Here is a 17427-nt window from a genome sequence, read left to right as displayed (position 1 = left end):
TCGCCACCAGCGTCAGCATGTCGGGCGTGATGGCCGTGCAGCCTTCGGGGATGCCGTTGGGCGGCACCTGCACCTCATGCCGGGGCAGGCCCTGCTCGCGGCGCAGCGCCAGCGCCAGATCCGCCAGCCGGGGGTGCTGGAACAGCGTGCGCACCTGCGTCACCCAGCCCTGGGCGCGCATGCGCTCCAGCAGCTTCAGGGCCAGCAGCGAGTGCCCGCCCAGCTCAAAGAAATGGTCGTGGCGCCCCACGCGCTCCACGCCCAGCACCTCGCTCCAGAGTGCGGCCAGACGCTGCTCGCCGTCGCCCACGGGCGCCTCGTAGTGCAGGCTGGCCAGCAGTTCAGGCTCGGGCAAGGCGGCCCTGTCCACCTTGCCGTTGGCATTCAGGGGAAGGCGGTCCAGCACCATGATGGCGGCCGGCACCATGTAGTCCGGCAGTTCAAGGGCCAGGCGCTCGCGCAGTTCGGCCGCCGTGACCTGCTGCCCTTCATGCGCCGAGACATAGGCCGCCAGGTGCATGCCCGCCGGGCCCTTGCGGGCCACGACCACGGACTCCCGCACCTGGGGCTGGGCCAGCAGCCGGGCCTCGATCTCGCCCAGCTCGATGCGAAAGCCTCGGATCTTCACCTGATGGTCCAGGCGCCCCAGGTACTCCAGCTGGCCTTCATCGTTCCAGCGCACCAGGTCGCCCGTGCGGTACAGGCGGCCGCCGCCCTGGTCGAACGGGTCGGCGACGAAGCGCTCGGCGCTCAGGCCGGGCCGGCCCAGGTAGCCCTGCGCCAGCGCCTGCCCGCCCAGATAGAGTTCGCCGGCCACGCCTGCGGGAACCAGTCCCAGATCCTGGCCCAGCACCAACGCCTTGGTCGCGCTGACGGGGCGGCCGATGGGGACCGGGCTGCGGCCATCGTCGCGGCAGGTCCAGTGCGTCACGTGGATGGCGGCCTCGGTCGGGCCATAGAGGTTTTGCAGGCTGACGCCGTGCAGGCGGCGCAGGGCCTCGCGCTGTGTCTCGGCCGGCATGGCCTCGCCGCCGCAGATCACATAGCGCAGGCGGGTCTCCTCCTCGATGCCTTCATGGGACAGAAACGCCTGCAGCATGGCCGGCACGAAGTTCAGCGTGGTGATCTGGTGGCGGCGGATCAGCGCGACGATGCGCTCGGGATCGCGGTGGTCGCCGGGCCGGGCCACCACCAGGCGCACGCCCGCCGTCAGCGGCCAGAAGATTTCCCAGGCCGAGACATCGAAGCCGAAGGCCGCCTTGTGCAGCACCGCGTCGGCCCGCGTGAGCCGGTAGTGGTCCTGCATCCAGGCCATGCAATTGGACAGCGCGGCATGCCGGTTGGCCGCCCCCTTGGGCCGGCCGGTGGAGCCCGAGGTGTAGATCACATAGGCCAGATGGTCGCCATGGACCACCACTCCGGGATTGTGGTCAGGCCCTGCGTCCAGGTCCAGATCGTCGAGCTCGACCACGTTCAGCGCCTGCGCGAACGGCAGGCGCTGGCGTGCCTTGCGCTCGGTCAGCAGCAGGGCAATGCCGCTGTCCTGGGCAATGTAGGCCAGGCGGTCCACCGGGTACTCCATGTCCAGCGGCACGTAGGCGCCACCGGCCTTGAGCACCGCCAACAGCCCGGCCACCATGTCCACCGAGCGCTCCAGCGCAACGCCCACGCGCACGTCCGGCCCCACGCCCAGGGCCATCAGCCGATGGGCCAGCCGGTTGGCACGGGCGTTGAGCCGGGCCGAGGTCAGCGCCTCGTCGCCATGGACCAGGCAAACGGCATCGGGCTGCTCCCGCACGCGGGCCTCGAATTCCCGGTGCACGGGCAGGGCCTCGGGATGGGCCTTTCCATTGAGGCTCCACTGCAGCAGCCTGTCCCGTTCATGCGCGGGCAGCACCGCAATCGCGGTCACGGGCTGGCCGGGGTCGCGCGCCAGGGCATCGGCCAGGCCGTCCAGCGCCTCGTGCATGTAGCCGCACATGCTGTGGGCATTCACCGCATCGATCACATGCGCGATCAGCGTGAAGCCCTCGCCCGTGTCGTTGACCGACAGGCCGAACGGGAAGTTGGTGCGCTCGTGGCTTTGCAGTATCTGCACGCCGCTCCAGGCATCGCCAGCGTCCGCGTCCTGCAGCGCCGTGTGCCGGTAGTTGAGCAGGGCCGTGAACAGTGGCGCCCCGCCGGCCAGGCCGCTGCAGGACTGGGCCATCGACAGGCTGGCGTGCTCGTGCTGCAGCAGGTCCGTCAGCGCGGACTGGGTCTGGCGCAGGGCCTGGGCCACGCCACGACCGGCCAGGCGAACGCGCAGCGGCAGCGTATTGATGAACATGCCCAGCGCGCGGGCCGCGCCCTGCTGGGCCTGCATGCGGCCAAACAGCACGGTGCCGAACACCACGTCGTCCCTGCCGCTGGTCCTGGCCAGCACCAGGGCCCAGGCCAGGTGGAACAGCGCGGCGGCGCTGACGCCGTGGCGCCGGGACTGCTGCCGCAACCGGGCGGCAAGGCCGCCGTCAAGCACCTGCCGCACCTCGTTCGTGCGCGCTCCGTCGCCCTGGACGTCCAGCAGCCCGAAAGGCGCCGTGGGCTCCTGCACATCGCCCAGCATGGCGCGGAAAAACGCCTCATGCCCGGCCGTGCCCTCGCCCGAGCGCGCCTGGGCCACGAACTGGCGGAACGGCAGCGGCCGGGGCAGCGCGCTGGAGCGGCCCTGCTGGATCAGCGCGATCTCACCGATCACCTGCTTGAGCGTGGTGTTGTCGTCCACCATGTGGTGGGCCAGGATCTGCAGCAGCCAGCGCTGGCCCGGCGCGTCGTGCGCGGCCACCAGGTGGATCAGCGGCGCCTTGCGCAGGTCGATGCGGTAGCCCTGGGCGCAGGCGGCCAGCCGGGCCAGCGCGTCCTGCGATGATGCCGCCGTGCCTCCCTCCTCCAGCCAGGACAGCGGCAGGCGGGCCTGCCGGCAGACGACCTGCACGGGCGTCGCCAGGCCCTCCCAGAACACGGCCGTGCGCAGGATGTCATGCCGCGCGACCACCTGGTCAAAGCTCTCGGCAAACCGCTGCAGCCGCTCGCGCGAGTCGAAGCTCAGCGTGTGCGAGGTGACATAGGCATCGCCCTCGGACTGCAGCAGGTGGTGGAACAGAATTCCCTCCTGCAACGGCGCCAGCGGGTAGATGTCCTGGATGTTGGCTGCGCCACCGGGCACCGCAGCGGCAATGCGTGCAATCTCATCTTCATCCAGCGCCACCAGGGTCAGCATGTCCGGCGTGATCGCCGTGCAGCCTTCGGGGATGCCATTGGGCGGCACGTCGATCTCGCCGGCCACCTGCGCCCCTTGCTCACCCTGCTCACCCTGCTGCTCCTGCCGCACCGCCTGCGCAAACTCCGCCAGCCTCGGGTGCTGGAACAGCGTGCGCACCTGCACGCGCAGGCCCTGGGCGCGCACGCGCTCCAGCAGGCCCAGGGCCAGCAGCGAATGCCCGCCCAGCTCGAAGAAGCCGTCCTGCCGGCCCACGCGCTCCACGCCCAGCACCTCGGCCCAGATCTTCGCCAGCGTTTCTTCGAGTTCACCTTGCGGTGCCTCGTATTGCTGCGCACTCGCCATCTCCGGCTCGGGCAGCGCCTTGCGGTCCACCTTGCCGTTGGCCGTCAAAGGCAGGGCATCGAGCACGACGATGGCCGAGGGCACCATGTAGTCGGGCAGCGCCTGGCCCAGGCGCTGCTTGAGCTGGCTTTCCTCCACCACGTCACGCAGGGAGACATAGGCGATCAGCCTTGCGCCCTCCTTGGCCAGCACCACCGCCTCACGCACTTCAGGCTGGGCCAGCAGCTGCGACTGCACCTCGCCCAGCTCGATACGGAAGCCCCGGATCTTGACCTGCTGGTCGGCACGGCCCAGGTATTCGAGTTCGCCCTGAGCGTTCCAGCGCACCAGATCGCCCGTGCGGTACAGGCGCTCGCCCGTCTCGCTGAACGGGTTGGCAATGAAGCGCTCTGCCGTCAGTCCTTGCCTGTTGAGATAGCCGCGTGCCAAGCCCTCGCCTGCCACGTACAACTCTCCCGCCACGCCCTGCGGCAGCAGGTTCAGGCTGCCATCCAGCACATACAGGCCCAGGTCCGGAATCGCCACGCCAACGGGGCTGCGGCCTCCGTCCAAATCCGCCTTGGTGATCTGCCGGTACGTCACATGCACCGTGGTCTCGGTGATGCCGTACATGTTGATGAGCTGCGGGCTCTCGTCACCGAAGCGGTCGAACCAGGGCCGCAGGCTCTCGGGCTCCAGCGCCTCGCCGCCGAAGATCACCTGGCGCAGCGCCAGGCCGGAGCCGCCTTCTTCATCCTGCTCCACCGCATGCACCAGCTGCCCGAAGGCCGAAGGCGTTTGATTGAGAACCGTTACGCGCTCCGCACGCAGCAAGGCCAGGAAGTCCTGGGGCGAGCGGCTGACCCAGTACGGCACCACCACCAGCCTGCCCCCAGTGCACAGCGCACCAAAGATCTCCCAGACCGAGAAGTCGAAGGCATAGGAATGGAACAGGGTCCAGACATCGTCAGGCCCGAAGCCGAACCAGGCATCGGTGGCGTCCAGCAGCCGTGCCACGTTGCGGTGGCTCAGTTGCGCGCCCTTGGGACGGCCCGTGGAGCCGGAGGTGTAGATCACATAGGCCAGGCTGTCCGGGCTCACATCGACCTGCGGATCGGTATCGGGTTCGCCCGACAGGTCCAGTAGGTCGATCTCCAGCACCTGCAGCGCAGCAGCGCCCGGGAGGCGCTCACGCACCACAGCCTGCGTCAGCACCAGAGAGATCCCGCTGTCGGCCACCATGTGCGCCAGCCGGTCGGCAGGGTAGTCCGGGTCCAGCGGCACATAGGCGCCACCGGCCTTGAGGATGGCCAGCAGTCCCACCACCATCTCCACCGAGCGCTGCATGGCAATGCCCACGCGCGTCTCGGGGCGCACGCCCAGGGCGATCAGACGGCGGGCCAGGCGGTTGGCCTGGGCGTCGAGTTCGGCGTAGGTCAGTCGTGCGGACTCGCAGGTCAACGCCACCGCATCCGGCCGTTGCTGCGCGCTTGTGGCAAAGCGCTGGTGCAGGCAGGCGGGCTGCGCAGGGTTGAGCGCAGGTCCATTGCGTGTACTGCGGCGCGCACTGCGGTCCAGAAGCTGCGCCTGCTCATCGCCGGGCAGCAGTTGCACCTGGTCCAGCGCGCACTGCGGCGCATGCGCCAGCGCCTGCAGCAGCAGCGACAGATGCGCGCCCATGCGCTGCACCGTGGCCGGCTCGAAGCGCTCGCGCGCATAGGCAAAGCCCAGCTGCAGGCTGCCGTCGGCGCGGCGGCTGGCGTGCAGGGTCAGCTCGAACTGGGCGGCCAGGCCGTCCAGCTCCAGCTTCTGGATCTCCAGGCCCGCCAGGCCGGCCGCCTCTTCGTGCTGGTAGTTCAGCATCACCTGGAACAGCGAGCTGCCGTCCAGGCTGCGGCGCGGCTGCAGTGCCTCGACCAGTTGCTCGTAGGGCAGGTCCTGGTGGGCCAGGCCCAGGCGGACCCGCTCGGCCAGCTGGGCCAGCAGCTCCTGCAGGCGCATGCGGGGATCGAGCCGGCCACGCATCACCAGCGTGTTGACGAAGAAGCCGACCAGCGGCTCGGCCTCGGGCTGGTTGCGGTTGGCCACGGGCACGCCCACGCGGATATCGGTCTCGGCGGTATAGCGGTGCAGCAGGGCCTGGAAACCGGCCAGCAGCGCCACGAAGAGGGAGGTGCCCTGCTCGCGGGCGCGCTGCTCCAGTCCGGCCACCAGGCTGGTGGGCAGCTCCAGCCGGTGCCAGGCGGCATGCCAACGGGTCTCGGCGCCCGGCGCGCGGGCATGGTCGGCGGGCAGCTCCAGATGCAGGTCCTGACCACCGGCCAGCTCGGGCAGCCAGTAGTCCAGCAGGCGCTGCCTTTCCCCGGCCTCCAGCCAGTCGCGCTGCCAGGCGGCGTAGTCGGTGTAGGCAATGGGCAGCGGCGGCAGGCGGGTCGGGCGCTGCTGCACCAGTGCCGCGTACAGGCCGGCGAATTCCTCCAGCAGGATCTGCATGGAGCGGCCGTCGGAGATGATGTGGTGCATCACCACCACCAGCAGGTGCTGGCGGCTGTCCAGGCGGACGGCGGCCACGCGCAGCAGCGGGCCGCGCGTCAGGTCAAAGGGCGTGAGGCACAGGCGCTCGGCTTCGGCCAGGGCCCGTTCGCGCCGCTGTGCTGCAGGCAGGGAGCTGAGGTCGATCAGCGGCAGCTCCAGGGCCAGCTGCGGCACGATGCGCTGCCGCGCCAGGCCGTCGGGGCTTTCCTCAAACACCGTGCGCAGTCCGCCGTGGCGCTCCAGCAGCACGCCGAACGCCTGCCGCAAGGCCGCCAGATCCAGCTCGCCATGCATCCACGAGGCCTGGGCGATGTGGTAGGCCGAGCTTTGCGGGTCCAGCTTCCACAGGAACCACTGGCGCAGCTGCGCATGGGACAGGGCTTCGGTCTGGTCGGGCGATGGTGCGCGCACCGGGATGGGGAAATGCGAGAGATCCAGTCCCTCGGCCCGGATCTTTTGCAATGCCAGCGTGCGCTGGGCAGGGCTCAGGCTTGCAAAGCGCTCGGCGATTTGGCGCAGGCGGCCACGGTCCATCAGATATCTCCCAGAGTTTCGAGAAAGGAATCCAGCGCATCGAGCGCCTGCGCATCCGCGCCTGTCGTGCCTGTTGCACCCGCAGCACCCGCGCTGCCATGGGCCGGCAGGCGCACCAGGCCTGCCATGTCCTGCAGCACCGGGGTGCGGAAAACGTCCTGGGCGGTCAGCCCCGCAGCGCCTGCCCCCTGCAGCCGCGCCAGCAGTTGCACCACCTTGAGCGAGTGCCCGCCGCGCTCGAAGAAGCTGTCGCGGCGGTCCACGCGGCCACCGCCCAGCAGCTCGGACCAGAGCCCGGCCAGCATTTCCTCGGCCTGCCCCGAAGGAGCCTCGTAGGACGGGCCGGACGGTGCCTGCGCCGCAGGCAGCGCGGCACGGTCCACCTTGCCGCTGTTGTTCAGCGGCAGCGTGTCCAGCACCACGATGGCGGATGGCAGCATGTAGTCGGGCATGCCGCTGGCCAGTCTTGCGCGCAGTGCCGCAGCGTCCAGGGGCGGGCCTGCATGCAGCGGTGCATGTAGCGACGCATGTAGAGATACGTGCGCCACAAGGCGCGTATCGCTGCCGGACCCCGCTGCCGTGACCACGGCCTCGCGCACCTCGGGCTGGGCCAGCAGCGCGGCCTCCACCTCGCCCAGCTCGATGCGGTGGCCGCGGATCTTGACCTGGTGGTCCAGCCGGCCCAGGTATTCGAGCGCGCCATCGGCATTGCGGCGCACCAGGTCGCCCGTGCGGTACAGGCGTTCGCCAGCCTCACCCGGTCCCGCGAAAGGATCGGCCACAAAACGCTCCGCGCTCAGGCCCGGCCGCTGCCAGTAGCCGCGCGCCAGGCCCTGGCCACCAATGAACAGCTCACCGGCCACGCCTTGCGGCACGCAGCGCAGTCCTTCGTCAAGCACCAGCAGCCGGGTGGCCGCGATGGCCTGGCCCAGCGTGGCGGCATCGCCCTGCACCTGCTGCAGGCTGGACCAGATCGTGGTCTCGGTCGGGCCGTAGAGGTTCCAGAGGTCCACGCCCGCCGCGCGCAGCAGGGCGATCAGGTCCGGCGCAAGCGCCTCGCCGCCGCACAGCGCCTTCAGGGGCCGTGCCGCCTTCCAGCCACCGGCCAGCAGCAGGCGCCAGCCCGAGGGCGTGGCCTGCATCACGCTGGCGCGGCTGCGCTCCAGCAGCGCCGCCAGCGCGGCCGCGTCGCGCACCTGCTCGCGCCCGGCCACCACCAGCTGCGCGCCCACGGCCAGGGGCAGGAAGATCTCCAGGCCCGCAATGTCGAAGGACACGGAGGTCGTGGCCAGCACCACGTCCTGCGCCTGCAGGCCCGGCTGTGCCGCCATGGACTGCAGGAAGTTGGAGAAGGCCGCATGCCGCACCACCACGCCCTTGGGCCGGCCGGTGGAGCCCGAGGTGTAGATCACATAGGCGGCCTGGTCGCCATGCACCTCGACGCGGGGCGCGCGTTCCGTGCCTGCCTGCGGCCCTGGCTCCCTTGCCTCCACTGCCTCCAGCACCTCCAGTACCTCCAGCGCCTCCAGTTCCAGCACCTTCGGCACGCTGGCGGCGAGCAAGGCCAGCCGGCCCGGCGCCAGGCCCGAGGCCAGCGCCAGGCAGGCTCCGCTGTCCTGCAGCATGTACCGCATGCGCTCATCGGGCAGGGCCGGATCGACGGGCACGTAGGCAGCGCCCGCCTTGAGGATGGCCAGCAGGCCGGCCACCATGGCGGCCCCGCGCTCGGCCACCAGGCCCACGCGCTGCCCAGGCCGCAGCCCCTGGGCGCTCAAGGCCTGCGCCAGGCGGCTGGCCCGCCGGTCCAGATCGCCGTAGCTGAACACCTGTCCGTCCGCAGCCAGGGCCGGGGCCTGGGGCCGCTGCCTTGCCTGCGTCTCGAACATGCGGTGCACCGGCAAGGCCTGCGGCCAGGACCGGGGGTTGCCGGCCTGCGCCAGCAGCGCCTGGCGCTCGGCCGGGGGCACCACGTCCAGCGTGCGCAGGTCGCGGCCGGGCTGCTGCTGCAGCGCCTGCACCAGCGCCTGCAGGGCCTGCTGCATGTAGGCGCAGACGCGCCCGGCCCCTACGCTGCGCACCACCTGGGCGACGAGCACAAAGCCCTGGCCGTCGTCATCCACAGCCATGCCCACGGGATAGTTGCTGCGCTCGGGGCGACCCAGCACCTGCACGCCGGCCCGGGCCAGCTCTTGCGCAGCGCCCTCTGCCGCGCCATGCCGGTAGTTCAGCAATGCGCTGAACAGCGGCGTTCCCGCAGGCAGGCCGCTGCAGCGCTGGGCCAGCGACAGGCTGGCATGCTCGTGCTGCAGCAGCGCCGCAAGCGCCGCCGCCGTGCTGCGCAGGCCCTGGAGCACGCTGCCTTCGCCCAGCGGCAGGCGCAGCGGCAAGGTGTTGATGAACATGCCCAGCGCCTGGTTCGCACCGGCGCCGCCGTCCATGCGGCCCATCAGCACGGTGCCGAAGACCGGCTCCTGCCTGCCGCTGGTGCGGGCCAGCACCAGCGCCCAGGCCAGGTGGCAGAGCGCGGCGGGGCTGACGCCGTGCGCACGCGCCTGGCGGCGCATGCCCTGGGCCAGTGGGGCGTCCAACCGCAGGCGGGCCTCCTCCATGCCCCGGCCATCGCCTTGCACGTCCAGCAGGCCGAAGGCGGCCGTGGGCTCCTGCACATCGGCCAGCATGCGGCGGAAGAACCGCTCGTGCGCCTCGGCCGCCACGCCCTGGCGCGCCTGCGCCACAAAGCGCCGGAAGGGCACGGGCACCGGCAGCTCGGCCGTACGGCCCTGCTGAAGCCGCAGCACTTCCTGCAGCAGCAGGTCCAGCGTGATGCGGTCCATCACCAGGTGGTGACTCAGCAGTTGCAGCAGCCAGCGGCCTTGCCCGGCATCGTGCGCGGCCCGCGCCCCTATCATCGGCGCCTGCCGCACGTCCAGGCGCAGGTCGTGGCTGCGCAGTTGCTCCAGCATCTGCGGCACCAGTGCCTCATGTGCCTCATCCGCATCAGGCCACTGCAGCTGCAGCGGTGCCTGGCGCAGCACCACCTGCACGGGCTCGGACAGCCCCTCCCAGAGCACGGCCGTGCGCAGGATGTCATGGCGCGCAATCACCTGGTTGAGGCTGTGCACGAAGGATTGCAGCTGCTCGCGCGCCCCGAAGCTCAGCAGGTTGGGCGAGACGAACACATCGCCCCCGGACTGCAGCAGGTGGTGGAACAAAATTCCCTCCTGCAACGGCGCCAACGGGTATATGTCCTGGATGTTGGCCGCCCCACCGGGCACCGCAGCGGCGATGCGTGCAATCTCATCGTCATCCAGCGCCACCAGGGTCAGCATGTCCGGCGTGATCGCCGTGCAGCCTTCGGGGATGCCGTTGGGTGGCACATCGATCTCGCCGGCCACCTGCTCACCCTGCTGCTCCTGCTGTTCCTCCAGCACCGCCTGCGCAAACTCCGCCAGCCTCGGGTGCTGGAACAGCGTGCGCACCTGCACGCGCAGGCCCTGGGCGCGCACGCGCTCCAGCAGGCCCAGGGCGAGCAGCGAATGCCCGCCCAACTCGAAGAAGCCGTCCTGCCGGCCCACGCGCTCCACGCCCAGCACCTCGGCCCAGATCTTCGCCAGTGTTTCCTCCAGCTCTCCCTGCGGTGCCTCGTATTGCTGGGCGCTGACCATCTCCGGCTCGGGCAGCGCCTTGCGGTCCACCTTGCCGTTGGCCGTCAAAGGCAGGGCGTCAAGCACGACGATGGCCGAGGGCACCATGTAGTCGGGCAGCGCATGGCCCAGCCGGTCCTTGAGCAAACCGTCTTCGGCTGGCGAATTCAGCGAGACATAGGCCACCAATCGCGCCCCGCCTGCACCCTCCCTGGCCAACACCACGGCCTCACGCACTTCAGGCTGGGCCAGCAGTTGCGACTGCACCTCGCCCAGCTCGATGCGGAAGCCCCGGATCTTGACCTGCTGGTCGGCACGGCCCAGGTATTCAAGTTCGCCCTGGGCACTCCAGCGCACCAGGTCGCCCGTGCAGTACAGGCGCTCGCCCGTCTCGCTGAACGGGTTGGCAATGAAGCGCTCTGCCGTCAGCCCTTGCCTGTTGAGATAGCCGCGTGCCAAGCCCTCGCCCGCCACGTACAGCTCCCCGGCCACGCCCTGCGGCAGCAGGTTCAGGCTGCCATCGAGCACATACAGGCCCAGGTCCGGAATCGCCACGCCCACCGGGCTGCGTCCGTCCTCCAGATCCTTCTGCGTGATCTCCCGGTACGTCACATGCACCGTGGTCTCGGTGATGCCGTACATGTTGATGAGTTGGGGGCCCTGGTCACCGAAGCGGTCGAACCAGGGCCGCAGGCTCTCGGGCTCCAGCGCCTCGCCGCCGAAGACCACATGGCGCAGCGACAGGCCAGCGCCGCCCTGCTCGTTCCCATCTTCCTGCTCCACGGCATGGACCAGCTGCCCGAAGGCCGAGGGTGTTTGATTGAGAACCGTTACGCGCTCCGCACGCAGCAAAGCCAGGAAGTCCTGGGGCGAACGGCTGACCCAGTAAGGCACCACCACCAGCCTGCCGCCCGTGCACAGGGCGCCAAAGATCTCCCAGACCGAGAAGTCGAAGGCGTAGGAGTGGAACAGGGTCCAGACATCGTCAGGCCCGAAGCCGAACCAGGCATCGGTGGCGTCCAGCAGCCGTGCCACATTGCGGTGGCTCAGTTGCGCGCCCTTGGGTTTGCCTGTCGAGCCCGAGGTGTAGATCACATAGGCCAGGCTGTCCGGGTTCACATCGACCTGCGGATCGGTATCGGGTTCGCCCGACAGGTCCAGCGTGTCGATCTCCAGCACCTGCAGCGCAGCAGCGCCCGGGAGGCGCTCACGCACCGCAGCCTGCGTCAGCACCAGAGAGATCCCGCTGTCGGCCACCATGTGCGCCAGCCGGTCGGCAGGGTAATCCGGGTCCAGCGGCACATAGGCGCCACCGGCCTTGAGGATGGCCAGCAGGCCGACCACCATCTCCACCGAGCGCTGCATGGCGATGCCCACGCGCGTCTCCGGCCGCACGCCCAGGGCGATCAGACGGCGGGCCAGGCGGTTGGCCCGGGCGTCGAGTTCGGCGTAGCCGAGAACGTGGTGCTCGAAGGACAGCGCCTGCGCCCCGGCTCGCGCCAATGCCTGGCTGGCGAAGCGGCCGTGCAGCGTCTGCGCTGCGGCCGGCTGGCCGGCCGACAGGCCGGCGGCGCGGCCCCATGCCTGCTGCCTGTGCAGTTCGGCCGCGCCCAGCAAGGCGACCTCGCCCACCTTGCGGGCCGGATCATCGGCCAGCGCCTGCAGCATGGCCACATAGTGGCCGGCCAGTGCGCCGATGGTGGCGGCCTCGAACAATTCGCGGGCATAGGTCAGGCGCAGGTGCAGGCGGCCCTGCGCATCCTCGGTGGTGTCCACGGTCAGCTCGAACTGGGCGCCCTGGCCCTGCAGCGCATATTCCTGCAGCTCCAGCCCAGGCAGTTGCTGCAGCGCGCTGCGGTCCTGGCGCTGGTGGTTGAACAGCACCTGGAACAGCGGCTGGGTGCCGGCGTTGCGTTCGGGCTGCAGCGCCTCGACCAGTTGCTCGAAGGGCAGGTCCTGGTGGGCCTGCGCGCCCTGGGCGGCCTGCCGGGCCTGGTCCAGCAGTTGCGCCAGGCCCATGCGCCCGTCCAGCGTGGCGCGCAGAACCTGGGTGTTCACGAAAAAGCCCACCGTGCCCTGTGTTTCCACCCGGTGGCGGTTGGCAATGGGCACGCCCACGCGAATGTCTTCCTGGCCCGTGTAGCGGTGCAGCACGGCCTGCAGGCCCGCCAGCAGCAGCACGAACAACATTGCGTCCTGCGCCTGGGCGCGGCGGCGCAGGCTGCCGACCAGTTCGGCCGGCAGCTGCAGGCCATGGCTGGCGGCCACATGGTCCGCGCCGGGCCGGCGCGGGTGGTCCGTGGGCAGTTGCAGCACGGGGTGCGTGTCGCCCAGCTGGGCGCGCCAGTAGGCCAGTTGCCGCTGCCGCTCGCCGGCCTCCAGCCACTGGCGCTGCCAGGCCGCGTAGTCGGCGTACTGCAGCGGCAGGGGTGCGGCCTGCGGCACCTGTCCCTGGCACCGTGCGCGGTACTGCTGCACGAATTCATCCACGATGATCTGCATGGACCAGCCGTCGGAGACGATGTGGTGCATGGCCACGACCAGCACATGCGCCTCGGCCGACTCCCGGATCAGGCCCACGCGCAGCAGCGGCCCGGCCTGCAGGTCGAAGGGCTGGCGGTGCACGGCGGCCGCCGCCTCGTGCAGTTGCTCCTGGCGCTGCGCAGCGGGGAGTTCGGACAGATCCGTTTGCTCGACCCGCACACTGCCCTGTGCGGCGATCACCTGCACCACCTGCCCGTCCCCGCCCATGCGGAACACCGTGCGCAGCGACTCGTGGCGCGCCACCAGCGCGTCGAAGCTTTGCTGCAGCGCCAGCACGTCGAGCGTGCCCAGCAGACGCAGCGCGCCGCTGATGTGATAGGCCGTACCGGCCGGCTCCAGCTGCCACAGGAACCACTGGCGCAATTGCGCAAAGGACAGCGGCAGCGGGCCACTGCGGTCGGCCCTGGGCAGGGACGCCGCGCCTTCGGTCTGCTCGGCGCCGGCGACCGGCCCCTCCACCAGCCGTGCCACACCCGCCGGCGTCTTGCCCGTGAACAGCTGCTTGGGCGTGAGCTTGACGCCGCGCTTGCGGGCGCGCGCCACCAGCTTGAGCGCGAGGATGGAGTCCCCGCCCAGCGCGAAGAAGTCGTCATGCCGGCCCGCGCGCTCCAGGCCGAAGAGGTCGGCCCAGACGGCGGCCAGCGCCTGCTCGGCCTCGCCTTGGGGCGCCTCGAAAAGATCGGCGGCCGCCTGCTCCGGCACGGGCAGGGCCTTGCGGTCGATCTTGCCGTTGGCCGTCAGGGGCATGCCTTCCAGCACGGTGATGCTGGCGGGCACCATGTATTCGGGCAGCGCCTGCGCCAGCGCGGCGGCCCACCCCTGCCTGTCGGCGGGAACGCCCGCCTGGGGCACGGCATAGGCATGCAGCTGCATGCGCCCGTCGCCGCCCCCATCCCCATTCCCATCCAGCCGCGCCACGACTTCGGCCTGGGCCACGCCGGGCACGGCCTGCAGCGCCAGCGCCACCTCGCGCAGCTCCACGCGGTAGCCGCGCACCTTCACCTGGTCGTCCATGCGGCCCAGGAACTGCAGGCTGCCATCGGCCAGCATGGTCACGCGGTCGCCCGTGCGGTACAGGCGCTCGCCCGGCTGGAACGGGCTGGCCACGAATCGCTCTGCCGTCTGCCCGGGCCGGGCCTGGTAGCCGCGCGCCAGGCCCGGCCCGCCCAGGTACAGCTCGCCGCTGGCGCCCAGGGGCACGGGCTGCAGGTCGGCATCCAGCACCAGGGCGCGGCTATTGGCCAGCGGCCTGCCCACGGGCAGGCTTTCGCCGCCGCGCAGCACCTCGTCCGTCTCCTGGGTGAGGATGCCCACCGTGGTTTCGGTGGGGCCGTAATGGTTGAGCACGCGGCAGCCGGGCCTGAGCGCGGCGATGCGGTCCACCAGCGGCCAGCGCGTGGCCTCGCCGCCCAGCACCAGGCGGCTGGCAGGCAGCACCTCGGCGGGCATGCCGGCGTTCAGCAGCCCCTGCAGATGGCTGGGCACGATCTTGAGCACGTCCACCCGGTGCTCCGCCATGTAGCGCGCGAAGCCGTCGGGGTCGAAGGCCAGTTCGGGCGCCATCAGATGCAGCGCGCGCCCCGAGCACAGCGCACCGAACAGCACGGTGTGCCCCAGGTCCGCCGCCACGGTCGAGACCATGGCCATGCTGCGCGCCGCATCGGGCAGGTCCAGCCGCTGCAGCACGGCCTGCACATAGTGGGCCAGCGCCCCGTGGCTGACGACCACGCCCTTGGGCTGCCCGGTCGAGCCCGAGGTGTAGATCACATAGGCGCCCTGTGCGGAATGCGGCGGCGCGGCCGGCGGCGCCTGCCCCGCAATGCACGGCTCCCGGCAGGCATTCAGGTCCAGGCTCAGCAGGGGAACGCCCGCGTCCCAGGCGGGCGCCTGCTGGCAGAGCATCAGCACCGCGCCGCTGTCGCGCAGCTGCCAGGCCAGCCGCTGCGCCGGCAGGCCGGGGTCCAGGGGCACATAGGTGCCACCGGCCTTGAGCACGGCAAGCAGGCCCAGCACAAAGGCGCAGCTGCGCTCGGCATGCAGGGCCACGCGCACATCGGCCCCCACGCCGCGCGCCACCAGGGCCCGGGCCAGCTGGTCGGACCGCCGGTCCAGCTGAGCGTAGTCCAGGACAGAGCCTGCGTCCCTGACCGCCGTGCCATCGGGCTGGGCCTGCACGGCGCGCGACCACAGCTGCAGCACGCTGTCGGCGCCAAAGGCCTGCACCGGGCCTGCAGACTCCGACACGCGGCCTGGCAGTGACAGTTCGCCCAGCCTGGGCTGCCTGTCGCTGATTGCGGCGCTGACCTGCCGCGCAAGGTCCTGGAACGCGGCGGCCATGTCGCGCACCACGGCCTCGTCGAACAGTTCATGGGCGTAGATCAGCACGCAGTCGATGCCGTCCTGCCGGTCGGTGAAGTCCAGGCTCAGGTCGAAATGCGCCTGGCCGCTGGAGACGGCCTGCATGGCGATCTCCAGGCCGGCGATGTGGCGCGCGGCCGAGGCATCTTCCTGCTGGGTGCACTTGACCTGGAACAGCGGGTGAACGCCCGGCTGGCGGGCCGGCTGCAGCGCCTCGACCAGCAGGTGGAACGGCAGGTCCTGGTGGGCCTGCGCGCCCAGCACCGCCTCGCGCACCTGCGCCAGCAGCGCGCCGAAGTCCTGCGCGGGATCGATGTGCGTGCGCAGCACCAGCAGGTTCAGGAAGTAGCCGATCAGGCCATGCGTCTCGGCCTTCTGGCGGTTGGCCACGGGCGTGCCCACGCGCAGCTCGCGCGTGCCGCTGAAGCGGTACAACACCAGCTTGAGCAGGGCCAGCATCACCATGAACAGCGAGGCGCCATGCGCGCGGCCCAGGGCACGCACGCGGGTGGCCAGCGCGGCGGGCAGCGTGAACTCCAGGCGCTGCTCCTGTGCTTCCTGCACGGCCGCCCTGGCCTGCTTCATCGGCAGGGCCAGGGCCTCGTGCTCGGTGCCCAGCCGGGCGCGCCAGTAGTCCAGCTGCCGCTCGCGCTCACCGGCATCGAACCAGCGGCGCTGCCAGACGGCATAGTCGGCGAACTGCAGGGCCATGGCCGGCAGGCGCGATGGCTGCTGCGTGCGCAGGGCCTCGTACAGGTGGAACAGCTCCTGGATCACGATGCCGTTGGACCAGCCATCGCCCGCAATGTGGTGCAGCGACAGGCCCAGCACATGCTCCTGCGCGCCCAGCCGGCACAGGACGGCGCGCAATGGCGTTTCCGTATCCAGCGCAAAGGGCTGGCGGGCCAGCAGCAGTACCTGGCGCTGCGCCTCGGCCTGCGGATCGCCGTCCGTCCATGCGCCCAGATCGACATGGCGCAGGGGCACGGGCGCGGCGGGCTGGATGGACTGCCGGGGCTCGCCGTCCTCGCCGGCCGGATAGCAGGTGCGCAGGATCTCGTGGCGCTCGGCCAGGGCCTGCAGCGCCTGCTCCAGCGCCAGCGCATCCAGCGGCCCCTTGAGCGACAGCGATCCCACCATGTTGTAGGCGGGGCTGGCGGGCTCCAGCCGCCAGGTGAGCCAGAGGCTGCGCTGCGCGGGGGACAGGGCAATGGCCAGCGTGCGGTCGCAGCGGGTGATGGTGTGGGCCGTGTTGCGGGCGTCGCCGTCCGGCAGGCCACCTGCGCCACCTGCGTCGGATGCAGCGGGTGCGCCGGATGCACCCCGGAGCCTCAGGGCCAGTGCGGCGCGCTGCGCATCGGACAGGCGGGACTTGCGGGAATCGAGATCGTTCAGGGACATGGTGGTCTTCTCACGCAGATGCGAAGGCGGCAAGGGCATCGCCTTCATCGGTAACGGTGGCCTCGATCTCCTCGATCAGCCGGGTCTCCACCAGCACGGCCAGCTCGCCGACGGTGGGGGCCTTGAAGAAGGCCGCAGGGTGCAGCTCGACACCAAAGCGCTTTTTCACGCGGCCCAGGATCTGCAGGGCCAGCAGCGAGTCGCCGCCCAGCTCGAACAGGTTGTCGTGCACGCCCACCGGGGCAATGCCCAGCATGTCGGTCCACAGCGCGGCCAGGGCCTGCTGCAGTTCGCCTTCGGCCGCAACGTAGGCGGTCTGCAGCGCCGGGCGCGGATGGCCGCCACGGGCCTGCGATCCGTTGGCAGGTTCGGCGACGGCTTCGGCGGCAGGTTCTGCCAGCGCATCCACCAGCCCGGCATCGATCTCGCCCAGGCGCTGCTGCAGGTCGGTGGTGGAGATGACCACCTGGTGCGGCACATCGCCGTTGACGATGCGTTCGAACACCGCTGCCGCTTCTGCGCCGCTCCAGCCTATGCCCTCGGGAATGCGCATGCCGGCGGCCATGCCCAGGTCACGCCAGGCGTCCCAGTCCACGGAGATGACGGGCCAGGCGCGCTGGCGGCTGGCCAGTGCCGCCAATGCATCCATGCAGGCATTGGCGGCGGCGTAGTCGCTCTTGCCCAGGCCTGCGGTGAGGCTGGAGATGGACGAGCACAGCAGCACGAAGTCCGGCGCCTGCATGTCCTGCATGTCCTGCATGTCCTGCATGTCCTGCATGTCCTGCATGTCCTGCATGTCCTGCATGTCCTGCATGTCCTGCATGTCCT

At 70.7% G+C, this 17427-nt stretch carries 3 protein-coding genes; all 3 read right to left on the bottom strand.

Features of this window, described 5'->3' with window-relative positions:
• On the bottom strand, positions 1-6652 hold a 6652-nt coding region (locus tag DTS01S_RS27535; protein ID WP_156493790.1), incomplete at its 3' end, for a non-ribosomal peptide synthetase.
• A complete protein-coding gene (locus DTS01S_RS27530) occupies positions 6652-16599 on the bottom strand; it encodes a non-ribosomal peptide synthetase (RefSeq protein ID WP_169804708.1) in 9948 nt (3315 codons plus the stop codon). The genes DTS01S_RS27530 and DTS01S_RS27535, both read right to left, overlap by 1 nt.
• A gap of 10 nt (positions 16600-16609) precedes the next feature.
• Positions 16610-17427: phosphopantetheine-binding protein (locus DTS01S_RS27525; RefSeq protein ID WP_255247333.1), on the bottom strand; the 818-nt coding region annotated here is incomplete at its 5' end.

This window comes from Delftia tsuruhatensis NBRC 16741, assembly GCF_001571325.1.
Lineage (GTDB): Bacteria > Pseudomonadota > Gammaproteobacteria > Burkholderiales > Burkholderiaceae_C > Comamonas > Comamonas tsuruhatensis.
Note: the sequence above shows the minus strand (reverse complement) of the source record. Positions and strands in the feature narration are given on the sequence as shown.

Bases quoted from the DNA above. Each gene is read 5' to 3' on its own strand.
- DTS01S_RS27530 (WP_169804708.1), bottom strand. From the start codon at position 16,599: ATGTCCCTGAACGATCTCGATTCCCGCAAGTCCCGCCTGTCCGATGCG.